This window comes from Arthrobacter sp. SW1 (assembly GCF_001766675.1).
Taxonomy (GTDB): domain Bacteria; phylum Actinomycetota; class Actinomycetes; order Actinomycetales; family Micrococcaceae; genus Arthrobacter.
On the sequence record NZ_MJLT01000045.1, the window covers coordinates 220,073 to 244,413 of the forward strand.

The following is a 24,341-nucleotide window of genomic DNA, read 5'->3' on the forward strand; positions in this document are numbered from 1 at the left end:
GCAATAGAGTGGGACCACAAAGCAAGACAATGGAGAGACCGTGACTGCGCTGGAACCATCCGCCGAGCCCACGCCGGGCGGGCAGGATTCTGCTGCCAAGCAGATTCCGCCTGCGGCCGTGGCCCGGATGACGCTTTACCTGCGCGCGCTGAACTCCCTCCTGGGCGAAGGCGTGGAACGGGTCTCCTCCGACGCGCTGGCCGAGGCCTCCGGCGTCAGTTCATCCACGCTCCGCAAGGACCTTTCGTATGTGGGCTCCTACGGAACACGCGGTGTGGGCTACGAGGTGCAGTACCTGAGCCGGCACATCGCCGCGGCGCTCGGCCTGACCCACGACTGGAAAGTCGCCATCGTGGGCGCCGGCAACCTCGGCAAGGCTTTGGCCAGGTACGGCGGCTTCCAATCGCGCGGCTTTGATGTGGTTGCCATCCTCGACGCCGATCCGATGGTGGTCGGGAACGAAGTGGGCTGGCTTCGGGTCAGCGACGCCGCGAACCTCGAACAGGTGCTGGAACGCACTGGAACCAACATGGTGGTGCTGGCGCTGCCCGCCACCGTTGCCCAGGACGTGTGCAACCGGGTCATCAAGGCCGGGATCCGCAGCATCCTCAGCTTCGCCCCCGTGCTGCTCCAGGTCCCGCCGCATGTGAACCTGCGGAAGGTGGACATGGCCACCGAACTGCAGATCCTCGCCTACCACGCACAACGGGCGCAGACCCCGGGCCGAGCCGTCTGATACTTTCCGACGGCGGCCGGGACTGCGCCCGCGTTTGTTGCGTCCTGCTTGGCCGGCTAAGCGGCCGTGCTGTTAGCGGCGTCTGTTGCTTAGCGGCCGTAAGGGCCCTGGTTGAACGGGCCTTGGCCATACGGGTTCGCGAAAGGCTGGACCTTGCGGAAGTACGGTGCCGAGGCCGGCAGGTAAAGCAGCACGATCGCGGCGACGCCCAGGAGGATGGTCACGATGCCGATGCCGCCGCTGCCCAGGCCCAGCAGCGAGATGCCAGCGAAGACGGTGCCCAGGATGCGTGCCCAGTTCTTGCCCTTGCGGACCCCGAAGGCCACCAAGGCGTAAAGCCCGGCGAAGATCAGGGAGAAGACCACAAGGATGGTGGCCATGACACCGCGGAAGCTCTCCATGTCGATGCCGGGGTTGCCGCCCTGGGCTTCCATCGCTTCGTTCATCATCTCGGTGAAGTCAGGCGAATTAATCATGGCCAGCCCCACCGGGATTCCTACGAGGTTCAGCACGCCTGCGGCGAGGATGAGCCAGAAGGAGATGTTCACCAGCTGCGGGACGCCGGACGTGGCGGCAGGCTGCTGGCTGGGCCAGCCACCCTGGCCGGACTGGGACTGGCCATACGGGGACTGGCCATAAGGAGCCTGTCCGTACTGGGACTGGCCCGGCTGGGGCTGGCCATACTGCGGAGCCGGCGGCTGGCCGTAGGACGGTGCGCCCTCGCCGTACTGTGGCTGCTGGCCGTAACTGGGCGGGTTCTGCCCGTACTGCGGAGCGGACGGCTGCTGGCCAAAGCTGGGAGGGTTCTGCCCGTATTGCGGCGGATTCTGCCCGTACTGCGGCGGGTTCTGGCCGTAGCGGGGTTCCTCGGGCTTGTTCGGTTCGGACCCGGGGTTGTCGCCGGAACCGGCGGGCGGGTGCGGAAGGTTGCTCATGGCATTCCTTTGCGTGGTCGACTGCGGACGTGGTTGCCGGGTCGGCAAATACCGCTGCCCCCAGCATGGCTTAAGTCCACCGTACCCCGGCGGTGGACGCCCTGAGCGGATTCCCAGCAGTTTCCCGGCAAGCGAAAGGCCGCGGAACCCGTGCGGGTCCGCGGCCATCTATGCAGTGATGCCGGGTCAGGCGGTGCCCTTCACGGACTTGAACCACGCCTGCGAATTCGGGAGCCACATGAGGACGGCCGCGGCCAGGCCCACGATGAAGCCGAACCAGCCGCCGCCTCCACCGCCCAGGTCGCCGGCACTCGCCGAACTGATGATGGACAAGACCAGGCCGACGCCGACCAGGACGGTCAGGGCGAGCCGCGCCCACTCCTTGCCTTCCTTCATCTTCATGGCCAGGATCACCTGGGCGGCGGCGAGGACCAGGGAGACGAGGACAAGGATCAGCAGGACTGCGGCGAGTCCGGGCAGGACCGCGAAGAACGCCAAGGTTCCGAAGAGCCCGATCACTCCGGTGAGGATGCCCAGGAAGCCGCCGATCAACCAGATCCAGTAGGAGACCTTGAGCTCGGTGGGCATGCCGGCCACATTGAACATGCCGGAGAATCCGCCCTTGGGCATGATGTCGTCGAAGGACTTGGGGCCGTCGGTGGGCATTTCGAAATGGAAGCCTTCACCTGCGGCGCCCTGCTGGCCGGGTGCGGTCTGGTAGCTGGGTGGCGCCTGGTAGCTGGGTGGCGCCTGGTAGCTGGGCGGTGCTTGGTAGCTCGGCGGTGGCTGGTATCCGGGAGGCTGCGGCGTGCCCTGCGGAGGTTGGTAGCCGGCGGGTGGAACGTCGCCGGGTTGGGACGGTTGTGCTGGCTGCTGAGGCTGAGGAACTTCGTTTGGGTTACTCATGGCATCACTGTAGACCTGAGGTTGAAGGTTGCCTAGGGAAATTCCGGCAAAGAAAAAGCGGCGCTTCCGGGTGCCTACAGGGTCGCAGGCAGCCCGTGAAGCGCCGCTTCGAAGAGGTAATCCGCCTTAGGCGGCCGGGGCGATGAAGGCCAGTTCGAGGTTGATGACAACCTTGTCGCTGACCAGCACGCCGCCGGCTTCCAGCACGGCGTTCCAGGTCAGGCCGAAGTCCTTGCGGCTGATGGTGGTCTCGCCGGACACGCCGGCGCGGGTGTTGCCGAAGGGGTCCACGGCCACACCGTTGAACTCGGTCTCGATGGAGACCTCCTTGGTGACGCCCTTGATGGTGAGGTCGCCCACCAGGTCGAAGCTGTCGCCGTTGGCCTTGATGTGGCGGGAAGCGAAGGTGATCTCCGGGAACTTCTCGACGTCGAAGAAATCCTCGCCCTTGACGTGGCCGTCGCGGTTCACGTCGCCGGAGTCGAAGCTGGAGGTCTGGATGGTGGCGTTGACCTTGGAGTCGGCCAGGCTCTCGGCCAGTTCCAGCGTGGCTTCGGCCTGGGTGAACTGGCCGCGGACCTTGCTGATGCCCGCGTGGCGGACGGTGAAGCCGATTTCGCTGTGCGAGTTGTCGAGGGTCCAGGTGCCGGTGGTGACGTTGGCGGGGAGGGTCATGGCGTGTGCTCCTTGGAGTAGCTCAGGATGGAAAACTTCCGCTCGGCCGATGGTTACTTGAATCATCAACCGATCTTGCATCCAGTATAAACATGCAAATGCATCTTTTATTCCAACTCGGGGAACATTTTTCGTAAACCATCAGTTCTACGTGGCGTAGAAGATTTTCTGATTGCCCACCCTCTTTGAGAAACTGGTAGACATGCCCCACGCAACTGTCCATCTGCTCCGCCATGGCGAGGTACATAACCCCGACGGCGTCCTGTATGGCAGGCTGCCCGAATTCCACCTGTCCGAGCGCGGACGGGAGATGGCCCGCGTCCTCGCAGAGCACTTCGAGGCACGCGTGGCGGACGGGGCGAAAATCGTCCACCTGGTGGCGTCGCCGCTCACCCGGGCCCAGGAAACAGCCCAGCCCAGCGCCGAGGCCCTGGGCCTTGAGATCCACACGGATCCCCGGATCATCGAGGCTGAAAACCACTTCGAAGGGCTGCATGCCCGCCCCTCGGAGTTCCTCAAGCCCAAGCACTGGTTCCATTTCCGCAATCCCCTTCGCCCGTCGTGGGGGGAACCGTACACCCAGCAGGTCGCCCGCATGCGTGCGGCGATCGAGGATGCCCGGAAGACCGCCGTCGAGCGTGGCGGCGAAGGTGCCGAAGCGATCCTGGTGAGCCACCAGCTGCCCATTTACGCCACCCGCCGCAGCGCCGAAGGGCGCCGCCTGTGGCATGACCCGCGCAAGCGCGAGTGCACCCTGACGTCCCTGACGTCCCTGGTGTTCGACGCCGACGGCGGCCTCGTGCGGGTCGACTACAGCGAGCCTGCCGCAGCACTGCTGCCCGGCGCCGCAAGCACTCCTGGAGCATGACATTGCCTGACAACAACACCACTTCGCGCCGGCGTTTCCTTGCGGGCGGGGGAGCGGCCCTCGCCGCCCTGACCGTCGGGCTTTCCGCCTGCGCGCCGGAGTCCGGCGGCCTGTCGGACCAGGTGCGCAAAGGCGACAACAAGAACTACATCGCCGGTGACGGCTCCGTCACGGAGTTCGCCAAGGACCAGCGCTCGGCTCCGATGCAGATCAACGGCACCTTGTTCAACGGCACGCAGGTGAAAGCGGAGGACCTCCTCGGCAAAGTCACCGTGCTGAACTTCTGGTTCGCCGCGTGTGCTCCGTGCCGGGTGGAGGCGCCCATCCTCGAGGGCCTGCACCAGGATTTCAAGGCCAAGGGCGTGCAGTTCTTCGGGGTCAACCTGCGCGACGAGAAAGCCACTGCCGAGGCCTTCGAGAAGTCCTTCAACGTGACCTATCCCAGCTTCAACGACAAGGACGGCGCCGTGCTCCTCTCGGTGACCGGCCTCGTCCCGCCCAATGCCGTGCCCACCACCCTGGTCCTGGACAAGGAAGGCAGGGTTGCCTCCCGCGTGCTCGGCGAGATCGAGAAGGGCACCCTCAAGGCCCTCATTACTTCGGCAGCAGCCGAGTAGGGCGGCCGGACAAACGTGAACAGCCCCTTCGCGGAGACCATCCTCAACGGTTCCCTCCTGCTCGCCATCCCGGTGGCGCTGCTGGCGGGGCTCGTCTCCTTCCTGTCCCCGTGCGTCCTGCCCCTCGTGCCCGGGTACCTGGGCTACGTCACCGGGCTGACCGGCGTCGACCTCCAGAAGCAGCGGCGCGGCCGCATGCTGGCCGGTATCGGCCTCTTCGTGCTCGGCTTCTCCCTGATTTTCGTGCTGCTCGGCGGCGCCTTCGGGCAACTCGGAACGTTCATCAGCGGGCCGCAGAACGCCTGGATCACCCAGCTGCTGGGCGTCCTGGTGATCATCATGGGCGTTGTCTTCATGGGTGGTTTCAGCTGGCTGCAGCGCGACGCTAAAATCCACGCCAAACCGCCGGCGGGCCTCTGGGGTGCGCCGCTGCTGGGCATCACCTTCGGCCTCGGCTGGGCTCCCTGCATCGGACCCACCTACTCGGCCGTGCAGTTGCTGAGCCTGTCCGGCGGGTCCTCCGCGGCCAAGGGCGCCTTCCTTGCCTTCGTGTACAGCCTGGGCCTGGGCGTGCCGTTCCTGCTGATCGCCCTCGCCGTGCGCCGCGGGGCCGGAGTGATGTCCTTCTTCCGCAAGCATCGCCTGGCCATCCAGCGGATCGGTGGCGCCATCCTGATCCTGCTCGGAATCCTGATGGCCAGCGGAGTGTGGGGTGCCTGGGTCACCGGGCTGCAGTACTGGTTCCAAACCGATGTGAAGTTGCCGATCTGATGAGCGAGCCTGTGGAAGACACCAACAAATCCAAGTCCGTCGAGGACGCCAAGGCCAGCGCTGCGCTGCCCGCGCTCGGTTTCAAGGGCATGCTCCGTTGGGCCTGGACCCAGCTGACCAGCATGCGCACCGCGCTGTTCCTGCTCCTCCTGCTGGCCGTGGCCGCCGTCCCGGGCTCCCTGTTCCCGCAGCGCCCTGCCAACCCGGCCGTCGTCACGCAGTACATCAAGGACCACCCGGACTACGGGCAGATCCTGGACGCCCTCCAGCTGTACGACGTCTACTCTTCGGCCTGGTTCTCCGCCATCTACCTGCTGCTTTTCATCTCGCTGATCGGCTGCGTGACGCCGCGCGCCATCGCGCACTACAAGGCGATGCGCTCCCAGCCGCCGCGGACCCCCAAGCGGCTGTCCCGCCTTCCGGAGTACGGCACCCTGGTGGTACCCGCCGACGCCGGGATCCCGGCGTCGCGCGCCATCACCGATGCCGCCGCGCTGCTGAAGAAGCGCGGCTACCGCGTGGAGGTGCGGGACGTCGACGGCGAACGGCCGTCCCTGGGTGCCGAGCGCGGCTTCATGAAGGAAGTCGGCAACCTGGTCTTCCACACCTCGCTGATCGGCGTGCTGGTCTCCGTGGCCATCGGCGGACTGTTCGGCTACAGCGGCCAGCGCATCCTGGTGGAAGGCGACACCTTCGTGAACACGCTGGTGGGCTACGACCAGTTCAGCCCAGGCACCAACTTCCAGAGCAGCTGGCTGCAGCCGTACTCCATCCAACTGGACAAGTTCGACGTGAAGTTCGACCGCGAATCGCCGGCGCACTTCGGCCAGCCGATCGACTTCACCGCGCAGGTCACCACCAAGGAAAACCCCGGCGCGCCCGCCGAAAAGAAGGTGCTCAAGGTCAACGACCCCGTGACCCTCGGCGGCACCAGCATCTACCTCACCGGCAACGGTTACGCTCCGGTGGTCACGGTGCGCGACGGCAATGGCAACATCGCGCTGCAGGGGCCCGTGGTGGCCAAACTGCAGGGCGACAACTACTACTCCTCGGTGGTCATCAAGGTTCCGGACGCCAAGCCGGAGCAGCTGGGCTTCGCCGGGTTCTTCCTGCCCACCGCCTTCGTCACCGAGCAGGGAGTGTCCTTCAGCGGGGACCCCGAACTGATCAACCCGCAGCTCAGCCTGAACTCGTACTACGGCGACCTCGGCCTGGACAAGGGCACCCCGCAGAACGTCTTCGAACTCGACGTCAAGGACCTCACCCAGCTCAACGGCCGCGACCTCCCCGCCAAGGGCATCACCCTGGTACCCGGGAAGACGTACACGCTGCCGGACGGCAAGGGCAGCATCAGCTTTGACGGCATCAAGAAGTACGTGGGCGTGGACATCCACCACAACCCGGGCCAGGTGAGTGCCCTCTTCTTCGCGCTGCTCGCCGTCGCCGGCCTGGTGGTGTCCCTCTACCTGAACCGCCGCCGCGTCTGGGTCCGCACAGGAACCCACGAGGACGGCCGCACCATGGTGGAATACGGCCTCCTGGCCCGCGGCGAGGACCACCGCCTTGCCGGAGAATCCGCCGCCATCCGCGAACTGCTGCAGCGCGAGTGGCAGCTCCCCACCGAGCCCGCTGCTTCCGACACCGTCGCCTCGACAACCACTAAGGACCGGTAATGTTCCCCATCAACGAAACCATGGGCCAGTACAGCGAGCTGTTCATGCTCCTGGCCGCAGGCACGTACACGGTGGCGTTCGTCGCCTTCGCCTGGGACCTGGCCAAGAGCAGCAAGACGCTGCGCGCGGTCGACCTGAAGGCGGCTGCCGCCGCGAAGGTTCCTGTCGCCGTCGGCGTTTCCGGTTCCGAACAGCTTCCCGCCGCAGCCTCAGCGGGCGGACGCACTGCCGGCGCCGACATGCGGTACGCCGCCGAACGCCGTGCCCCCGCCCGCGTGGCCGTGGCCCTGACCATCCTTGGCGCCCTGATCCACGGCGCCGGCGTGATCACCCGAGCCATCGGCGCCGGGCGCGTGCCGTGGGGCAACATGTACGAATTCCTCACCACGGGTGCCTTCGTGGCCGTGGTGGTCTTCCTGCTTGCCCTGATCGGGCGGGACCTGCGCTTCCTGGGCACCTTCGTGATCGGCCTCGTGGTGATCATGCTGGTGGCGGCGTCCGTCGCTTACTGGACCCCCGTGGGCCACCTGGTTCCTGCACTGCAGAGCTACTGGCTGGTGATCCACGTGTCCATCGCCGTGCTGTCCTCGGCGCTGTTCACCCTGACCTTCGCCATGTCCGCCCTGCAGCTGGTCCAGTCGCACCGGCAGAAGACCCTGGCAGCGGGCGGGGCGGACAAGCTCGGCTTCATGCGCCTGGTGCCTGACGCCCTGAGCCTGGAGAACCTGTCCTACCGGATCAACACCGTGGCCTTCGTGGGCTGGACCTTCACCCTGATGTTCGGCGCCATCTGGGCCGAGAAGGCGTGGGGCCGCTTCTGGGGCTGGGACACCAAGGAAGTGTGGACCTTCGTGATCTGGGTGGTCTACGCCGGCTACCTGCACGCCCGCGCCACCCGCGGCTGGACCGGTACCCGCGCGGCCTGGTTGTCGATCGTGGGCTACCTGTGCGTGATCTTCAACTTCACGATCGTGAACCAGTTCTTCAACGGCCTGCACTCGTACTCGGGCCTGACGTAAAGGGTTCCTGGGCGCAGCCCCGGATACGAATGAGGGCGGCAGTCGCATGACTGCCGCCCTCATTGTTTTTCGTCTGTTTACGCGTTGCTGCCGTCGTTGTCATCGGACGTTGATTCGCCCTTGAGCTTGCGTTCCTTTTCCTCAAGTTCTTCCCGGAGCTTCCGCAGGCGCTCCGCCTCGCTCTGGTTGCGGCGCTTGATGTCCAGATTGCGCAGGAACTCGGGATCGTCGTCGGGGGCCGTGGGGTGGACCGGGGTGTTCTGCTGCGCGGTCCGCCCGCCGTAGGGACGGCCGAAGAAGAACCAGAGGATGGCACCCAGGACCGGAAGCACCAGCATCACCACCACCCAGGCGGGCTTGGAAATTCCCCGGACGTAACGGCCATCCGTGCGGATCAGATCCACCAGCCCGTACACGAAGACCAGCAGGATGAGGATGATTGCGATTACCCGGGGCATACCATCAAGTCTAGTCACCGCAGCGGCTCTCCGGAGTCCGTCGCCTGCGCCTCCGGGGGCCGTGGAATCCGGCCAGCCGCCCAGCGACTAAACTTGATCCGTGGCTTTCCTCAAGTACTCCCTGATCCGCCTGGCGCTGTTCGTGCCCCTGTTCGTGCTGTTCCTCTACCTGCAGACCGGCGCCGTCCTGGCCGTGGTCTTTGCAGGGCTGATCGCTTTCGCCATCAGCTACCTCTTCTTCCAGAAGCAGCGCGACGCCGCCACCGCGGCCATGCGGGAACGCTTTTCCGGGCGGGCCAAGCCGCTGCGTTCGGCGGGCGAGGTGGCCGACGCCGACGCCGAGGACCGGCTGGTGGACGAGAACCCGGACGTGCGGGTCGAGAACGACCGCCGCCCCAAGAACGAGCTCTAAACAGGAAATCCCCGGCCTCCGGACTTTTCACCGCCGAACGCGGTGCGGAAAAGTCCGGAAGCCGGGGATTTTTGCTGCAGCTCAGAAACCTACGCTCAGCACCAGGCCCAGCGAGAAGAGCAGGCTGTAGCCCAGGTTGATCAGGCCGGTCTGCTTGAGGACCGGAATGAGGCTCTTGCGCTTGCCGTTGACCATGAGCCAGGCGGGCGTCAGGCAGGCCGGAATGAGCAGCAGGACGATCAGCATCCACGGCTTGGTGGGGGCCAGGACCACGACCAGCAGGATGGCCAGGGCCAGCATCAGCACGTAGCTTTCGCGGGCATGCTTATCGCCAAGCCGCACGGCCAGGGTTTTCTTGCCGGCCACGGTGTCCGTCGGAATGTCCCGCACGTTGTTGGCCATGAGGAGCGCGCACGCGATCAGGCCGGTGCCGATGGCCCCGATCACTGCGGGAAGGCTGATCTGCCCGGCCTGGGTGTATGTGGTGCCAAGCGTAGCCACGAGCCCGAAGAACACGAAGACGAACACATCGCCCAGGCCCATGTAGCCGTACGGGTTCTTGCCGCCGGTGTAACCCCAGGCGGAGAGGACGCAGCCCAGGCCCACGAGGATCAGCCACCAGGCCTGCGTGATGATCACCAGTACAAGGCCCACCAGCATGGCCAGGCCGAAGGCGCCGAACGCTGCCCACTTCACGTGCCGGGCGGGGGCGGCCCCGGAACCCACCAGGCGCAGCGGGCCGACCCGTTCCTCGTCGGTTCCGCGGATGCCGTCCGAGTAGTCGTTGGCGTAGTTGACGCCGATCTGCAGCAGCAGGGCCACGAGGGCGGCGAGGACCGCATTGAGGGGACGGAACGACTGCAACTCGTAGGCAGCCGCGGTGCCGATCAGCACCGGGGCGATCGCCGCCGGCAGGGTGCGCGGCCGGGCGCCTTGGATCCATTGTGCAGCTGTTGCCACGTGTTGTACCTCGTGTTGTTTCGCGGTGGGGCCGGGTGTACCGGCGGTGGAAGCGGTGAACTTGTCTATTCTGCCTGATGGCGTTCGCCGAGCAGCCCAGCCATGGCCACGCGGTCCGGTTTCCCGTTGGGCAGCATGATCAGTTCGCTTGCGGCCAGGACGGTCTTGGGCGCCAGCGGGCCGAGGACGGCGCGGGCGGCGTTGAGGATCCGATCCGGATCTTGTGGGGCGGGTCCCGCCACATACGCGGCCACGGCCTGGCCCCATTCCGCGGACGGAACGCCCGTCACGAAAGCCGCGGCGACGCCGTCGAGCTTTTCGAGCTCGGCCTGCACGTGCGCGGCGGAAACCTTCACGCCTCCGGTGATGATGACGTCGTCGGCCCGGCCGAGGACCGTCAGCCGGCCGTCGGGGGAGAGCTCGCCGAGATCGCCGGTGCGGTACCAGCGGACGCTGTCCTCCTCGAAGAAGTCCTCCGCGTCCGGGGCGTCCAGGTAGCCCGCCGCGATGGTGGCGCCGCCCAGCAGGACGCGGCCGTCGCCGTCGATCCGGACCTCGACGCCGTCCAGCGGCTCGCCGTCGTACACACACCCGCCGCACGTTTCGGCTGAGCCGTACGTGGTGACCACGCGCAGCCCGGCTTCGCGGGCGGCATCCAGCAGTCCGGCAGGCGCCGGGGCGCCGCCCAGCAGGATGGCGTTGAAGCGGCACAGGGCCGCGAGAGTCTCAGGCGATGGCGCATCCAGCAGGCGCTGCAACTGGGTGGGCACCAGGGAAGTGAAGCGGACCTTGTCGGTCAGTTCGCCGGCGGCGGCGGTGAAGGCTTCCGGGGTGAAACCGCCGGAAAAGTCCATCGCCCAGGGGCGCGTCCCAGCGAACAAAGACCGGACCAGTACCTGGACCCCGGCCACATACTGCAGCGGCAGGGCGAGCAGCCACTGGCCCTCCCCGCGCAGGGCGATGGCGGTGGCCATGGACGATGCCGCGAGGGCGTCGACCGTGAGAACGGTGGCCTTCGGCGTGCCGGTGGATCCCGAAGTGCGGACCACCACGGCGGCGTCCTCGAAAGGCGTTTCCACCGGAACCGCGGTGGCCGTGCCGTTGCCGTCAACGGAAATTTCGACGGCGGGGCCTTCACCGTGCAGGGCAGCGGCGAGGGCCTTCAGGATCTCGTCCACGGACGGCTCCTAGAAGTAGTAGGGGAAGGCGGACCAGTCGGGATCGCGCTTCTGCAGGAACGCTTCCTTGCCCTCCACGGCCTCGTCTGTCATGTAGGCAAGGCGGGTGGCTTCGCCGGCGAAGACCTGCTGACCGGCCAGGCCGTCGTCGGCCAGGTTGAAGGCGAACTTGAGCATGCGGATCGCCTGTGGCGACTGGCGGGCGATATCCGCTGCGTACTCCAGGGCGACTTCCTCGAGCCGTTCATGATCCACGGCCTCGTTCACCGCGCCCATGCGGACCATGTCCTCAGCGGAATATTCGCGGGCCAGGAAGAAGATTTCGCGCGCGGCCTTCTGGCCGATCTGCCGGGCGAGCAGCGCCGAACCGTAGCCGGCGTCGAAGCTGCCCACCGTGGCGTCCGTCTGCTTGAACTTGCCGTGCTGGCGGGAAGCGATGGTGAGGTCCGAGACGACGTGCAGCGAGTGCCCGCCGCCGGCGGCCCAGCCGTTGACGACGGCGATGACCACCTTGGGCATGGTGCGCATGAGCCGTTGGACTTCCAGGATGTGCAGTCGCCCCGCGCGGGCGGGATCGATGGTTTCCTGGGTCTCGCCGTCGGCATAGCGGTAGCCGTCCCGCCCGCGGATCCGCTGGTCGCCGCCTGAGCAGAAGGAATGGCCCCCGTCCTTGGGGGAGGGGCCATTGCCCGTGAGTAGCACGGTGGCGACGTCCGGGGTCATCCGGGCGTGGTCCATGGCGCGGTAGAGCTCGTCCACGGTGCCGGGCCGGAAGGCGTTGCGGACTTCCGGGCGGTTGAACGCGATGCGCACCGTGGGGAGGTCGCGGATGATGCTGCCATCCGCCGCGCGTTCCACCTGGCGGTGGTACGTCATGTCCTGGAAGTCGTCGAAACCTGACACTGTGCGCCAGCGCGAGGGGTCGAAGACGTCGGAAACCTTGGCGGGGAAGTCGTTGCTCACCCTGACGAGTTTAGTGACCGCCTCAGCTGATGCAGAACTCGTTGCCTTCCGGGTCCGCCATGGTGTGCCACTCGTGCGGTCCCTGGCTTGCGGTCCACAGGTGCTTGGCGCCGCGGGCCTCCAGTTCGGCCCGGACCTCGTCCTTGTCCCGGCCGTCCAGCCGCACATCCCAGTGCACGCGGTTCTTGACGGTTTTCCCGTCCGGCGAGGTCTGGAAGAGGATCCGCCGCTCAGGGGCGCGCGACTCCAGTTCCTCGGGCGGCCGGATGGCGCAGCCGTCCTTCCACACCAGCTTGCCGTTGTGCTTCGTGGTCTGTTCTTCGGTGGCGTATCCCTGATCGAGCATGGAGCGGATGAAGCCTTCGTCCTGGGGCTCCACGCCCCAGCCCAGGGTTTCGGCCCACCAATCGGCGAGCGTGTGCGGGTTTTTGCAGTCGACGACGACCTGGATGTTGAGTGCCATGACTCGAAACTATGACGACGGCGGCCGGTCCGGAAGCCATATGCGGACACTTCCGGTCCGGATTGGGTGAGGAGTGGTTCAGGCGCCGAAGAATTCCGGCGGAATCGCGTAGATCAGCAGCACGGCCAGGAGGTTTTTGCCGGCATGGACAAGGAACGAAAAGGCCAGGTTCATTCCGGTCCAGACGTACACGGCCACCAGCACCGAGCCCATCGCGAGGTACGGCACCATGGCGGAAACTGACAGGCCTTCATTGCTGAAGACGTGGATACCGGCAAAGAGCACGATGGACAGTGCGCAGCAGAGCCAGATGTTGAGCCGCCCGGACAGCTTGCCGATCAAGAGGTGCCGGAAGATGTATTCCTCCACGAAAGGACCGATGACAACGAGCAACGGGACCACAAGCCACGCGGGGACGCCTTGGATCAGGGACTGGAGGCTCAGTTGGTTTTCCGAAGGACGTGCCTGGCCGGTGGCTGCCACCACGATCGCCGTGAAGACCAGCATGACGACGACGGCGGCCGGCACCATCGCGAGCGTGAACCACGGCCGGGTGGCGAGGATCCTGGTGTCGCGGGCCAGCACGGACCAGGCGGCCACGAGCGCGAATATTCCTATGGAGGAATAGAAAACGAGATTGACGGCATAGGAGGCTGCGGCCTGCGTCGGCATGATCTCGCTCAGCAGCGGGGCAATGAGTTGGCCTGCGAAGGCCGCGAAGAACATCAGGCCGAGGTAGAGGCCGGCGGCCACGGCATCCAGGCCGGTGAAACGGTACAGCCTGCCGGGAGGCGGAATAGTGCCCATGTGACTAAGCGTATTCCCCGGCGCCCCCCTGACCTCCGCTGCGCTCCGGTCAGGGAACCCGGGCGCCGTGGGCCCAGCCGTTGCGGCGTTTTCCGGCCTTTCGCTACAATTTTCGGTATGCCTAAATATTTGTTTCGGTACACCAAAGCTGCTGTCCGGAATGCCGCCCTCGCCCTGACCGCGATGCTTGCCCTTGGCCTGACGGCCTGTGGCGGATCCACGAACGCCAACGGCGATGACCGTCCTGTCGTCCTGACCACCTTCACCGTCCTGGCAGACATCGCCAGGAAGGTTGCCGGGGACAAGCTGCGGGTCGAATCCATCACCAAGGCCGGCGCCGAAATCCACGGCTACGAGCCGACGCCGGGGGATATCCGCAAGGCAGCACAGGCGGACCTCATCCTGGACAACGGCCTGAACCTGGAAGCCTGGTTCGCGCAGTTCGTCGAGGGCTTGGACGTCCCGCATGCGGTGGTGAGCGAAGGCGTCGAGCCGATGCCGATCGCCGAAGACAGCTACAAGGGCAAGCCGAACCCGCACGCCTGGATGTCGCCGTCGAACGTCCAGATCTATGCCGACAACATGGCCAAGGCATTCGCCAAGCTCGACCCCGCCAACGCCGCAACCTTCGAGGCGAACGCCACGGCCTACAAGGCCAAGCTGCAGGCAGTCCAGGACGAACTCACCGCCAAGCTGAAGACCCTCCCGGCGCAGCAACGGGCGCTGGTCAGCTGCGAAGGCGCCTTCTCCTACCTGGCCCGTGACGCCGGCCTCAAGGAGGTCTACATCTGGGCCGTCAACGCCGAACAGCAGGCCACGCCGCAGCAGATCGCCCGCGCCATCGAATTCGTCAAGGAACACAAAGTGCCCGCCGTCTTCTGCGAATCCACGGTATCCAACGCGCCCATGATGCAGGTGGTGGAGGCCAGCGGGGCGAAGTTCGGCGGCGTGCTCTACGTTGACTCCCTTTCCGAGGCGGACGGCCCGGTGCCCACATACCTGGACCTGATCCGCCACGACGCCAAGACCATCACGGACGCATTGACGGGGAAGACCCAATGACAGGGAACGCGCCGGCCATCCTGGTGGACAAAGTCACCGTGCACTACGGCGAGGTCCTCGCCCTGGACAGCGCGTCCCTGAGCCTGGACCCGGCCCGGATCTGCGGGCTTGTGGGCATGAACGGCTCCGGCAAGTCCACCCTGTTCAAAGCCATCATGGGCATGGTCAAGCCCGACTCCGGCCGGGTCCTCATCAACGGGCAGCCACCCGTGAAGATCCGCAAGGAAGCCGGCATCGGTTACGTGCCCCAAAGCGAAGACGTGGACTGGGCCTTCCCGCTCTCTGTGCGGGATGTCGTCATGATGGGCCGCTACGGCCACCTCGGATTCATCCGCCGCCCCCGCAAGGCGGACCGCGACGCCGTCGAGCACGCCCTGGAACGGGTGGAACTCAGCGACTACGCGGACCGGCAGATCGGCCAGCTCTCCGGCGGCCAGAAAAAGCGCGCCTTCGTGGCACGCGGCATCGCGCAGGGCGCCACCATGATGCTGCTGGACGAACCGTTCGCCGGCGTGGACAAGCGCTCCGAGGCGACCATCACCCGCCTCCTGCGCGAGCTCGCGTCCGACGGCGCCACCATCCTGGTCTCCACGCACGACCTCCACGCCCTCCCGCAGCTGTGCGACGAGGCCGTGCTGCTCATGCGTAAAGTCCTCATGCATGGCACGCCCGATGTGGTGCTGCAACCCGAAAACCTCGCCATGGCCTTCGGGCTCGACGTCATGAACAGGGGCTAGGCCATGGACCTGATTACCCTCCTGTCCGAGCCGCTCAGCTATGACTTCATGGTCCGCGCATTGATTACGACGGCGATCGCCGCGGTGGTCTGTGCCCTCCTGAGCTGCTGGCTGGTGCTGATCGGCTGGTCACTGATGGGCGACGCCGTGTCCCATGCGGTGCTGCCCGGGGTAGTGCTCGCCTACATCGTGGGGGCGCCGTTCGCGCTCGGCGCGCTGGTGTTCGCGCTGCTCGCGGTGACCTTGATCGGCGTCGTGCGCAATACCAGCCGGGTGAAGGAAGACGCGGCGATCGGCATTGTCTTCACTTCGTTGTTCGCGTTGGGCCTGGTACTGATCTCCGTGACGCCGAGCCAGACGGACCTGAACCACATCATCTTCGGCAACCTGCTGGGCGTCAGCATGGCGGACCTGGTGCAGGTGGTGGTCCTGGGCGTGGTGGCCTTCGCCATCCTGGTGCTCAAGCGCCGCGACCTCACCCTCTACGCCTTCGACCCCACGCATGCCCACGCGATCGGACTGTCACCTCGCCGCCTCGGCGCGCTGCTGCTGGGCCTTCTGGCGCTGACCTCCGTGGTGGCCCTGCAGACCGTGGGCGTGGTGCTGGTGGTGGCCATGCTGATCATTCCCGGCGCCACGGCCTACCTGCTGACGGACCGCTTCTCCTGGATGCTGCTCATCGCCCCGGTGATCTCCGCGGCCTGCTCGGTGGCGGGGATCTACGTGAGCTACTACCTGGACACCGCGTCCGGGGCCATGGTGGTCCTCGCGCAGGGGATCGTCTTCGCCGTGGTTTACCTGTTCAGCCCGCGGCAGGGCCTGATCGGCACACGGCTGGCGAAGGCCCGCCGGAAGCGGGCGGTGGCGCTGGCTTCCTGAACCGGTCACGAGTGGCGCGTTTCACACTGTAAGATGGGCTTGCTGGATTCGCCCTTCGATGATTCACCCTGTAACTCGCAGAAGTGAACATGATTCCGGCCTCTGCGTCGAATTTTGTGCAGAGCCGAATCGCCTGCAGCGAAGGGCGCTGGTACCTCCCCAAAACCCACAAGGAACAGCTGTGTCGCAAAGTACCCCCGCAGACCTTAAAAATCCCACCGGCCAGGCCGGCGCCATCGGCGTCGGCCTGTTCATGGGAGCCGGCGGACGCCTGGCTTCCACCGGCCCGGCCCTGATCTTCTCCTACGCCATTGCCGGCGTCATCGCCTACCTGCTGATGCGCGCCCTCGGCGAACTCATCATGTACCGCCAGACCTCCGGCTCCTTCGTCAGCTACGCCGGCGAGCTCTTCGGCAAGAAGGGCGCCTACCTCTCCGGCTGGATGTACTTCATCAACTGGGCCATGACCGGCATCGCCGAACTGATCGCGATCGGCCTGTACTTCCAGTTCTTCTTCCCCAACGTCCCCGTTGAACCGTGGGCACCTTCATGGTGGTCACCAACGCCCAGGTGGGCGAGGGGCACGCCTCCGTGGCCAACCTCTTCCATGCCGATGGCGGCATGTTCCCCAAGGGCGGCCTGGTGATGATCCTGGTCCTCAACGCCGTGATCTTCGCCTACAACGCGATCGAACTGGTGGGCATCACCGCCGGCGAAATGGCCAACCCGGAACGTGAAGTTCCCAAGGCGATCCGCGCGGTCGTGCTGCGCATCGTGGTCTTCTACGTCGGTTCCGTGACCCTGCTCGCCATGCTGCTCCCGTCCGACCAGTACAAGGCCGGCACCAGCCCGTTCGTCACCGTGTTCGGCCAGATGGGCCTGGGCTGGATGGGCGACGTCATGAACATGATCGTCATCACCGCCGCCCTGTCCTCCTGCAACTCGGGCCTGTACTCGATCGGCCGTATCTTCCGCACCATGGCCAACAACGGCCACGCCCCGCAGTGGCTCACCAAGATGTCCACCCGCCACGTGCCCTATGCCGCCATCCTGGCCATCGGCGTCGTGTACCTCGTGGGCATCCTGCTGAACATCTGGCTGGGCGGCTCGCACGCCTTCGACCTCGCGCTGAACACCGCCTCGATCGGCGTCATCTTCACGTGGGGCTCCATCTTCGCCAGCCAGATCATGCTGCGGAAGAAGAAGGGCCTGGTCTCCAGCCTGCCGATGCCCGGTTCGCCGTGGACCAGCTGGGTGGGCCTGGTGGCGCTGCTCGCCATCACGGTGCTGATCGGCTTCGACACCACGACCAGCAAGAGCGGCGAAGTCTTCTACCTCGGTGCCTGGACCCTGGCCACCATTCCGTTCTTCGCCCTCCTGCTTTGGCTCGGCTGGCAGAAGGTCAAGAACAACGAACCCAAGAGCGAGCTCTTCAGCTAGCAGCGCGGGGTCCCCGGCCGAGCGAAGCGAGGCGGGGGGAGCTGCGACGCGCTAGTTCCGGGCCGACCAGGCGAAGAACTCAAGCAGCCCTTAAAGCCGGCGACGGCGGCACTCACGCGGGTGCCGCCGTCGCTGTTTCTGTTGTTCCGCCGGGTTCCGGTCCCGAAGCCCGGCAGGGAATCAGTCCTTCTTGAATTCGTCCTTGACGCCTTCGGCAACCTTCTTGGCGTCCGCGGCGAGCTGTTCCTTCTGGCCCTCGGCCTTCAGCTCGTCATTGTCCGTTGCCTTGCCGGCGGCTTCCTTGGCCTTTCCGGCCAGGTGCTCGGCTTCGTTCTTGATCTTGTCTCCGATACCCATGGGGCCAATACCTCCTTGTTTCGTTGAACATCAAGCAATTTCACCGTAACACGAAGCATGCTTAGCATTTCAAGTCGCCCCCGGAACTCCGCTGCCGGCACTTGCGCAGCGCAGGATTTCCGATACGCGCCGCGGTTCCGCTTAGGGTCGGGGAATGAGCACCAAAGCCGCGAAGGTCCTTGCCCCGAAAATCACCCCCGTCCGCCTGGCGGAGTTGCGGGATGAGCCCGCGCCGGAGTTCCGGCCGGGTGAAAGGTACGACGGCGTGCGGTTCAGCCGGGTGCGCGCCGACGGGCAGGAGCTGGGCGGCGCTGACTTCCTCGAGTGTGAGTTCGACGGCGCCTCCTTCAACGGCACGCAGCTGCGCGGCGCCTCCTTCCGTGACTGCATCCTGGCCGAGCCGTATGCGCCGGTGCTGACCGCTGCCCGCAGCAGCTGGCGGGATGTGGAGATCAGCAACCCGCGCTGGGGCTCGGCCGAGATGTACGAAGGCGGCTGGCAGTCCGTGCGGATCGACGGCGGCAAGCTGGACTTCCTGAACCTGCGCGGCTCCAAGCTCCAGGACGTCCAGGTGAGCGGCTGCATCATCAACGAACTGGACCTGGGCTCTTGCGCTGCCAACCGCGTGGCCTTCACGGACTGCACCATCGGCACGCTTGATCTGGGTGGAGCGAAGCTCAAGGATGTGGACCTCCGCGGTTCCGAATTCCGGGCCGTCAATGGGCTGGACGGCTTGTCCGGCCTGGTGATCGACGACTACCAGCTCAGCCTCCTCGCGCCGCTGTTGGCCGGGCATCTGGGCATCCGCGTGCTGTAACCGCCGCACTTTTCTGTTGACCGGGGACGGGCGCAGTGTAATCTTTATAGAACGAACGGTCGGTAAATTATTCGCCGGCCCCGCTCCGTGAAGGATGTGCTCATGGCCGAGGCTTTTCTTGTTGGCGGCGTCCGTACGCCCGTGGGCCGCTACGGCGGCTCCCTGTCCGCAGTCCGCCCCGACGACCTCGCAGGGTTGGTGGTAGGAGAAGCAGTGGCGCGGGCCGGCGTCGACCCCGACTCGATCGATGAGGTGATCCTCGGCAACGCCAATGGAGCCGGCGAGGAAAACCGCAACGTCGCCCGCATGGCCGTCCTCCTGGCCGGACTTCCCCTCCACATCCCCGGCATCACGGTCAACCGCCTCTGCGCCTCCGGCATGAGCGCCATCATCATGGCGAGCCACATGATCAAGGCCGGTGCCGCGGACATCGTGGTGGCTGGCGGCGTCGAATCCATGAGCCGGGCACCCTGGGTCCAGGAAAAACCCGCCACCGCCTTCGCTAAGCCCGGACAGATCTTCGACACCTCGATCGGCTGGCGCTTCGCCAACCCGCGCTTCACCAAGGGGGACCTCTCCCGCGACGGCAAGATGACATACTCCATGCCGGAAACCGCCGAGGAAGTCGGCCGCGTGGACGGCATTTCCCGCGAGGACGCGGACGCTTTTGCAGTCCGCTCCCACGAACTGGCGCTCGCCGCGATCGCCGCGGGCCGCTTCAAGGAGGAAATCGTCCCGGTGACGGTCAAGACCCGCAAGGGCGAAACCGTCGTCGACACCGATGAAGGCCCCCGCGAGGGAACCACCCTTGACGTCCTCGCCGGGCTGAAGCCGGTGGTCCCGGGCGGCTCGATCGTCACCGCCGGTAACTCCTCAAGCCTGAACGACGGCGCCTCCGCGATCATTGTCGCCTCCGAGGCCGCCATCCAGAAATACGGACTCACCCCGCGTGCCAGGATCATCGACGGCGGTGCCGCCGGCTGTGAACCGGAAATCATGGGCATCGGTCCCGTTCCGGCCACTCGGAAAATCCTGGACCGCAGCGGGCTCTCGGTATCGGACATCGGCGCCGTGGAGCTCAACGAAGCCTTCGCCACCCAGTCGCTCGCCAGCATGCGCCGCCTGGGCCTGGACCAGGGCATCGTGAACAACGACGGCGGCGCCATCGCTTTGGGGCATCCGCTCGGTTCCAGCGGATCGCGGATCGCGATCACCCTGCTGGGGCGCATGGAGCGTGAATTGTCGGGGGCCGGCCGTAGGATCGGCCTTGCAACGATGTGCATCGGCGTCGGGCAAGGCTCGGCACTTCTCCTGGAAGGCGTGTAATGGCACAGGATTCCCCGCAGCTGCCGGAAAAGCAGCTGGACCCGGCCGGTTTCAGCACCCTGCTGATCGAAGAGCAGGAAGACCGGCTGACCGTCCTGCTCAACCGTCCGGAGGTCCGCAACGCCATCGACCAGCAGATGGTGGACGAGCTCCACCGCGTCTGCGAATACCTGGAACGCGAGCCGAAGATCCTCATCATCGCCGGCAGCGAAGGTGTTTTCGCCTCCGGTGCGGACATCGGACAGCTGCGGGACCGCCGTCGGGATGACGCCCTGCGCGGCATCAACTCGACCATATTCGCCCGCATCGCCAAACTCCCCATGCCGGTCATCGCCGCAATCGACGGGTACTGCCTGGGCGGCGGCGCCGAACTGGCCTACGCCGCGGACTTCCGCATCGGCACCCCGGCCGTGCGGATCGGCAACCCGGAAACCGGGCTCGGCATCATGGCCGCCGCCGGCGCCACCTGGCGGCTCAAGGAGCTGGTAGGGGAGCCCCTCGCCAAGGAGATCCTGCTGGCCGGTGCCGTGCTGCGGGCCGAAGAAGCCCTGCGGATCAACCTCATCACCGGGATCTACGAGGCCCCGGTGCTGATGGACGCCGCCCACAAGCTCGCCGACCGGATTGCCCGCCAGGACCCGCTGGCCGTCCGCATCACCAAGACCGTCTTCCATGCTCCCGCGGAAGCGCACCCAGTGATCGACACCCTCGCCCAAGGGATCCTCTTTGAATCCCAGGCCAAATTCGACCGCATGCAGGACTTCCTCGACAAAAAGATGGCGGACAGGATCGCCAAGAAGGACGGAACCACCCCATGAGCACCGTTGCCGCAATTCCGCACGTCGTAGGAGTCCTCGGCGGCGGCCGCATGGGCGCCGGCATTGCCCACGCCTTCCTCGTCAAGGGCGCCACGGTGATTGTGGTGGAGCGCGACGCCGAAGCCGCCGCGGGCGCGCACGCCCGGGTGTCCGACGCCGTCGCCAAGTCCGCTGCCCGCGGCACCCTTGGTGAAACGGCAGAAGAGGCGCTCGCCCGCTTCAGCACCTCCACCGATTACGAATCATTCATCCACTGCGGCCTGGTGGTCGAGGCCGTGCCCGAGGATTACGAACTCAAGGCAACTGCGCTCACGGCCGTCGAATCACATCTGTCCGCAGACGCTTTCCTGGCCTCCAACACCTCATCCCTTTCGGTGTCCGGGCTGGCGTCGGAACTGCACCGCCCGGCCAATTTCCTGGGCCTGCACTTCTTCAACCCGGTCCCTGCGTCCACCCTTATCGAAGTGGTGCTGGGCAAGCAGACGTCCGCCGGACTCGCCGCCACCGCGAAAGGCTGGGTGGAGGCACTCGGCAAGACCGCCGTCGTCGTCAATGACGCTCCCGGTTTCGCGTCCTCACGGCTCGGCGTGGCGATCGCCCTCGAAGCCATGCGGATGGTGGAAGAAGGCGTGGCCTCAGCCGAGGATATCGACGCCGCCATGGTGCTGGGCTACAAGCACCCCACCGGCCCGCTCAAGACCACGGACATCGTGGGCCTGGACGTGCGCCTGGGCATCGCCGAGTACCTGCACTCCACGCTGGGGGAGCGTTTCGCCCCGCCGCAGATCCTGCGCGACAAAGTGGCCCGCGGCGAACTCGGGCGCAAGACCGGCAAGGGCTTCTTCGACTGGAAAGACTGAGCAGCTCCTACCTCTTGAGGGCTGCGTTCACCGCGGTGCGGTAGCCGTTGTTGTAACCGGCTGCGTTCGGATGGAAGGTGTCCGGGTTCAGGACGTTCCCGTCGAAGTTGATCCACGGATTGTCCGAGCCGATGCCATGGTCGAGGAACCGCTGGGTCACGTCAACGTAGCGTGCACCCGCGGCCCGGGCCCCTGCGGCGATGGCAGCGTTCAGGGCGTCGGCCATGGAGTTGAAGGTGGCTGCGAGGAGCTGTTGCCGGGGCGGCATGGTGCCGGTGATGGTGAAGAGCCGTGGATAGCCGGTGACTACGACGTCGGCAGATGGTGCCAGGGAACGCAGGTACGTGACCAGTGCCGCGACCTTGGCGGGAAGCAGCGTGAGCGCAGCCTGCGCGTTCCCCACGGCCGCGGCACAGGCCGAACCCACTGGATCGGGAACGCAGGCTGCGGCCACGGCCCCGGTGCCGACGTCGTTTCCGCCCACAGTGAGGGAAAGCTCGCCCGCGCCGGCAAGGAGTGCGGCGTTGTTCGTGGCAATGACTGCGGCGTCCGTGGTGCCCGCCCCGAAACATCCCAGGTTGGTGCCGCCCAGGAGCGTGGGGTACGCGGCTGCGGACTGGAAGCACGGCGGGGCGGAGGGTCCGCCGCCCGTGCCCGCCGCGTAGGAGTCGCCGAGGCCCACATAGGCCGTGGCCTGCTTGGCTGCGGTGTCCGTGGAAGCCGCCTGGGCCGGGGCTCCGGTCAGGGTGAAAGACAGGAACACGGCGGCAAGTGATGCCGCCAAAGTATGCGCGCGGGACTGAAGATGGTGCGGTTTCATCGGATTCCCCTTGGTCTTGACGAAGCGGCGTCTCAAAAGGGCGCTGTGTTTGTGACGCTACTCCGGGCGGGGCCGCCGGTCACGAGTAGCCGGTACTCGTCTCGGTCACCGGCCGGGCCCGGCTTTCTTGAGGGCCGCGTTACGCTGAAGCCGTGACGACGATTGCTCCTGTAACCCTCTCCGGCCGTTTGGTGACCCTGGAGCCGTTGCAGCCTGAACACCACGACGGCCTCGTGGAGGCCGCCAAGGACGGCGAACTCTGGAAGCTTTGGTACACCTCGGTGCCCACGCCGGAAGGCATGGCGGCCGAGATCGAGCGCCGCCTCACCCTGCAGGAACGGGGTTCCATGCTGCCTTTCGCTACCCGGCTTAACGGCAGCGGCCGGCTGATCGGCATGACCACCTACATGAACATCGACGCCGCCACCCCGCGCGTCGAAATCGGCTCCACCTGGAACGCCGTCTCGGCGCACGGCAGCGGCAGCAACCCGGAATCGAAGCTCCTGCTCCTGCGCCACGCCTTCGAAACACTGGGCTGCCCCGCCGTCGAATTCCGTACGCACTGGCTCAACCACCAGTCCCGGGAAGCGATCGCCCGGCTCGGCGCAAAGCAGGACGGAGTGCTGCGGAACCACTCCCGCACCTCCGATGGTGTGCTGCGGGACACCGTGGTGTTTTCCATCCTGGAACACGAATGGCCGGCGGTGCGCACGAACCTCGAGTTCCGGCTCGCCAAGAGGGCCTGAGCATGGATGGGACGTTGCCGGAAACCGGCATGCAGCAGGTGGATTGGGACGGCGCTGTTGATTGGGACGGCGCTGTCAACGCCTGGCATGTGGCGGGCAGCGTGTACCGGATGGGCCGGCGTGAATGGGTTACCGAGGCCGGCTGGCAGCAGATGTACGACGACGGCGTCCGCACCGTGATCGACCTGCGGAACCTCCGCGAGCAGCAGCGCCGCCCGAGCGACCCGCAGGTGCCCGAGGCCCTGTTGCGCCGTTTCGAGGTACTCAGCTGCCCCACGGAAGATCCCGACGCCGAGGACTTCGCCGAACTGTTCGGGCCGTACTTGCGGGATCCGGCGCACTACGGCGACTACCTGCGGCTCTTCTCCACCCGGCTCGCCGCGGTCTTCAAGGGAATTGCCGCCGCACAAGGCAAAGTGGTGGTGCACTGCTCTGCCGGCCGGGACCGCAGTGGCATCATCGCCGTCATGCTCCAGCTGCTGGCCGGCGCCGGCGAGGACGTTATTGTCCGCGGTTACCGGCAGGGCTTGCGCGGCATCAACGAACGGCACCGCACGCACGGAGTGCCCCATGTCCACGAACAGTACCTGGACGAAGCCGGATTGCAGGCCGTGTTGGCACAACGCGAAGCCAGCCTGAGGGCATTCATCCGGGCCTTGGACGTGCCCGCGTTCCTCGCGGCCAACGGCCTGGCTCCGGAGGAGATCGCGGCGCTTCACAACAAGCTGGAGGAATCATGACCATCTGGAAATACCTGGCAGCAAGCTTCGCTATCGCCGGGGTGGTGCTGATGCTGGCCGGGCCCTTGTGGGCCCTGATCGATTCGGACTTCGGTACCAGCAGCGAAAACTTCGGCCTCGGCGACGGGACCGTGCACGGGGAGTGGCTGCCAGGGCAGATCGTGCTGATGGTGCTGGGCGGCGTATTCTGCGTGCTCGCCATCGCGGCCGCACTGATGCTGCGGCGTGAAGCCGGCAAGGAGTAACGGCCAGGCCATTAACAGCAGCACGGTGGTCATGTATTCTTGGATTGATTACC

28 protein-coding genes and 1 pseudogene are annotated in these 24,341 nt (G+C 66.2%); 18 read left to right on the forward strand and 11 right to left on the reverse strand.

Features of this window, described 5'->3' with window-relative positions:
* Positions 1-40 precede the first annotated feature (40 nt).
* Positions 41-736, forward strand: coding sequence for a redox-sensing transcriptional repressor Rex (locus BIU82_RS14425; protein ID WP_070350139.1), 696 nt, complete (start codon positions 41-43; stop codon positions 734-736).
* 89 nt (positions 737-825) lie between these two features.
* Here BIU82_RS14425 and BIU82_RS14430 read toward each other — a convergent pair whose 3' ends face one another.
* The 3 genes from BIU82_RS14430 to BIU82_RS14440 form a co-directional block, all read right to left on the reverse strand.
* Entirely contained in the window at positions 826-1,671 is an 846-nt protein-coding gene (locus BIU82_RS14430; protein ID WP_070350140.1) for a hypothetical protein, read from the reverse strand.
* Between the two features lie 186 nt (positions 1,672-1,857).
* The gene (locus tag BIU82_RS19950) at positions 1,858-2,577 is read right to left on the reverse strand and encodes a hypothetical protein (RefSeq protein WP_171906556.1); all 720 of its coding nucleotides are present in this window, start codon (positions 2,575-2,577) and stop codon (positions 1,858-1,860) included.
* 126 nt (positions 2,578-2,703) lie between these two features.
* The gene (locus tag BIU82_RS14440; RefSeq protein WP_070350142.1) at positions 2,704-3,252 is read right to left on the reverse strand and encodes a YceI family protein; all 549 of its coding nucleotides are present in this window, start codon (positions 3,250-3,252) and stop codon (positions 2,704-2,706) included.
* Positions 3,253-3,454: 202 nt separating this feature from the next.
* On the opposite strand from BIU82_RS14440, the gene BIU82_RS14445 reads away from it, so the two are divergent.
* From BIU82_RS14445 to ccsB, 5 genes are read left to right on the forward strand one after another with little or no spacing between them, the layout of a single operon-like run.
* Positions 3,455-4,120, forward strand: a complete 666-nt coding sequence (locus BIU82_RS14445; RefSeq protein WP_070350143.1) for a histidine phosphatase family protein — start codon at positions 3,455-3,457, stop codon at positions 4,118-4,120.
* Positions 4,117-4,737: a TlpA disulfide reductase family protein gene (locus tag BIU82_RS14450; RefSeq protein ID WP_070350144.1), complete on the forward strand. Its 621-nt coding sequence runs from the start codon at positions 4,117-4,119 to the stop codon at positions 4,735-4,737. Before BIU82_RS14445 ends, BIU82_RS14450 begins: the two co-directional genes overlap by 4 nt.
* Positions 4,738-4,752: 15 nt before the next feature.
* Entirely contained in the window at positions 4,753-5,508 is a 756-nt protein-coding gene (locus BIU82_RS14455) for a cytochrome c biogenesis protein CcdA (RefSeq protein ID WP_070350145.1), read from the forward strand.
* A complete protein-coding gene (locus tag BIU82_RS14460; protein ID WP_070350146.1) occupies positions 5,508-7,181 on the forward strand; it encodes a cytochrome c biogenesis protein ResB in 1,674 nt (557 codons plus the stop codon). Before BIU82_RS14455 ends, BIU82_RS14460 begins: the two co-directional genes overlap by 1 nt.
* Positions 7,181-8,200 (forward strand): c-type cytochrome biogenesis protein CcsB, encoded by a 1,020-nt coding sequence (gene ccsB, locus BIU82_RS14465; RefSeq protein WP_070350147.1) that lies wholly within the window; start codon positions 7,181-7,183, stop codon positions 8,198-8,200. Before BIU82_RS14460 ends, ccsB begins: the two co-directional genes overlap by 1 nt.
* Before the next feature lie 77 nt (positions 8,201-8,277).
* Here the strand turns inward: ccsB and BIU82_RS14470 are convergent, their stop codons facing one another.
* Entirely contained in the window at positions 8,278-8,658 is a 381-nt protein-coding gene (locus BIU82_RS14470) for a PLDc N-terminal domain-containing protein (RefSeq protein ID WP_070350148.1), read from the reverse strand.
* Positions 8,659-8,758: 100 nt separating this feature from the next.
* Here BIU82_RS14470 and BIU82_RS14475 point away from each other — a divergent pair, with 100 nt between their 5' ends.
* Positions 8,759-9,070, forward strand: a complete 312-nt coding sequence (locus BIU82_RS14475) for a DUF4229 domain-containing protein (protein ID WP_070350149.1) — start codon at positions 8,759-8,761, stop codon at positions 9,068-9,070.
* An 81-nt stretch (positions 9,071-9,151) separates the two neighbouring features.
* Here BIU82_RS14475 and BIU82_RS14480 read toward each other — a convergent pair whose 3' ends face one another.
* From BIU82_RS14480 to BIU82_RS14500, 5 genes are all read right to left on the reverse strand, one after another.
* The gene (locus tag BIU82_RS14480) at positions 9,152-10,030 is read right to left on the reverse strand and encodes a 1,4-dihydroxy-2-naphthoate polyprenyltransferase (RefSeq protein ID WP_070350150.1); all 879 of its coding nucleotides are present in this window, start codon (positions 10,028-10,030) and stop codon (positions 9,152-9,154) included.
* Between the two features lie 65 nt (positions 10,031-10,095).
* A complete protein-coding gene (locus BIU82_RS14485; RefSeq protein ID WP_070350151.1) occupies positions 10,096-11,208 on the reverse strand; it encodes an AMP-binding protein in 1,113 nt (370 codons plus the stop codon).
* Positions 11,209-11,217: 9 nt separating this feature from the next.
* Entirely contained in the window at positions 11,218-12,171 is a 954-nt protein-coding gene (locus tag BIU82_RS14490; RefSeq protein ID WP_070350152.1) for a 1,4-dihydroxy-2-naphthoyl-CoA synthase, read from the reverse strand.
* Between the two features lie 22 nt (positions 12,172-12,193).
* The gene (locus tag BIU82_RS14495) at positions 12,194-12,634 is read right to left on the reverse strand and encodes a VOC family protein (RefSeq protein WP_070350153.1); all 441 of its coding nucleotides are present in this window, start codon (positions 12,632-12,634) and stop codon (positions 12,194-12,196) included.
* A gap of 78 nt (positions 12,635-12,712) precedes the next feature.
* Positions 12,713-13,441, reverse strand: coding sequence for a CPBP family intramembrane glutamic endopeptidase (locus tag BIU82_RS14500; RefSeq protein WP_070350154.1), 729 nt, complete (start codon positions 13,439-13,441; stop codon positions 12,713-12,715).
* A 117-nt stretch (positions 13,442-13,558) separates the two neighbouring features.
* On the opposite strand from BIU82_RS14500, the gene BIU82_RS14505 reads away from it, so the two are divergent.
* From BIU82_RS14505 to BIU82_RS14520, 4 genes and pseudogenes are all read left to right on the forward strand, one after another.
* Positions 13,559-14,503, forward strand: a complete 945-nt coding sequence (locus BIU82_RS14505) for a metal ABC transporter substrate-binding protein (RefSeq protein WP_070350155.1) — start codon at positions 13,559-13,561, stop codon at positions 14,501-14,503.
* Positions 14,500-15,240 carry a metal ABC transporter ATP-binding protein gene (locus BIU82_RS14510; protein ID WP_070350156.1) on the forward strand — a complete coding sequence of 247 codons (741 nt, stop codon included), beginning with the start codon at positions 14,500-14,502 and terminating at the stop codon, positions 15,238-15,240. The genes BIU82_RS14505 and BIU82_RS14510 overlap by 4 nt, the downstream gene beginning before the upstream one ends.
* Before the next feature lie 3 nt (positions 15,241-15,243).
* Positions 15,244-16,119, forward strand: coding sequence for a metal ABC transporter permease (locus BIU82_RS14515; protein WP_070350157.1), 876 nt, complete (start codon positions 15,244-15,246; stop codon positions 16,117-16,119).
* A gap of 181 nt (positions 16,120-16,300) precedes the next feature.
* Positions 16,301-17,559 (forward strand): annotated as a pseudogene (locus BIU82_RS14520) (amino acid permease).
* Positions 17,560-17,739: 180 nt separating this feature from the next.
* Here BIU82_RS14520 and BIU82_RS14525 read toward each other — a convergent pair.
* Positions 17,740-17,916 carry a CsbD family protein gene (locus BIU82_RS14525; protein WP_070350158.1) on the reverse strand — a complete coding sequence of 59 codons (177 nt, stop codon included), beginning with the start codon at positions 17,914-17,916 and terminating at the stop codon, positions 17,740-17,742.
* Between the two features lie 154 nt (positions 17,917-18,070).
* Between BIU82_RS14525 and BIU82_RS14530 the strand changes: the two genes are divergently transcribed.
* From BIU82_RS14530 to BIU82_RS14545, 4 genes are all read left to right on the forward strand, one after another.
* The gene (locus BIU82_RS14530; RefSeq protein ID WP_070350159.1) at positions 18,071-18,733 is read left to right on the forward strand and encodes a pentapeptide repeat-containing protein; all 663 of its coding nucleotides are present in this window, start codon (positions 18,071-18,073) and stop codon (positions 18,731-18,733) included.
* A gap of 102 nt (positions 18,734-18,835) precedes the next feature.
* Positions 18,836-20,059 carry an acetyl-CoA C-acyltransferase gene (locus BIU82_RS14535; protein WP_070350160.1) on the forward strand — a complete coding sequence of 408 codons (1,224 nt, stop codon included), beginning with the start codon at positions 18,836-18,838 and terminating at the stop codon, positions 20,057-20,059.
* Positions 20,059-20,877 carry an enoyl-CoA hydratase/isomerase family protein gene (locus BIU82_RS14540; protein WP_070350161.1) on the forward strand — a complete coding sequence of 273 codons (819 nt, stop codon included), beginning with the start codon at positions 20,059-20,061 and terminating at the stop codon, positions 20,875-20,877. Before BIU82_RS14535 ends, BIU82_RS14540 begins: the two co-directional genes overlap by 1 nt.
* A complete protein-coding gene (locus tag BIU82_RS14545) occupies positions 20,874-21,737 on the forward strand; it encodes a 3-hydroxyacyl-CoA dehydrogenase family protein (RefSeq protein WP_070350162.1) in 864 nt (287 codons plus the stop codon). The genes BIU82_RS14540 and BIU82_RS14545 overlap by 4 nt, the downstream gene beginning before the upstream one ends.
* Before the next feature lie 7 nt (positions 21,738-21,744).
* On the opposite strand, the gene BIU82_RS14550 is transcribed toward BIU82_RS14545, so the two are convergent.
* Positions 21,745-22,557, reverse strand: coding sequence for a GDSL-type esterase/lipase family protein (locus tag BIU82_RS14550; RefSeq protein WP_083292363.1), 813 nt, complete (start codon positions 22,555-22,557; stop codon positions 21,745-21,747).
* A 152-nt stretch (positions 22,558-22,709) separates the two neighbouring features.
* Between BIU82_RS14550 and BIU82_RS14555 the strand changes: the two genes are divergently transcribed.
* The 3 genes from BIU82_RS14555 to BIU82_RS14565 are packed head-to-tail and all read left to right on the forward strand — an operon-like array spanning position 22,710 to position 24,288.
* The gene (locus BIU82_RS14555) at positions 22,710-23,303 is read left to right on the forward strand and encodes a GNAT family protein (protein WP_070350164.1); all 594 of its coding nucleotides are present in this window, start codon (positions 22,710-22,712) and stop codon (positions 23,301-23,303) included.
* 2 nt (positions 23,304-23,305) lie between these two features.
* Positions 23,306-24,043 (forward strand): tyrosine-protein phosphatase, encoded by a 738-nt coding sequence (locus BIU82_RS14560; protein WP_083292364.1) that lies wholly within the window; start codon positions 23,306-23,308, stop codon positions 24,041-24,043.
* Positions 24,040-24,288, forward strand: coding sequence for a hypothetical protein (locus BIU82_RS14565; protein WP_070350165.1), 249 nt, complete (start codon positions 24,040-24,042; stop codon positions 24,286-24,288). The genes BIU82_RS14560 and BIU82_RS14565 overlap by 4 nt, the downstream gene beginning before the upstream one ends.
* Positions 24,289-24,341: the final 53 nt, after the last annotated feature.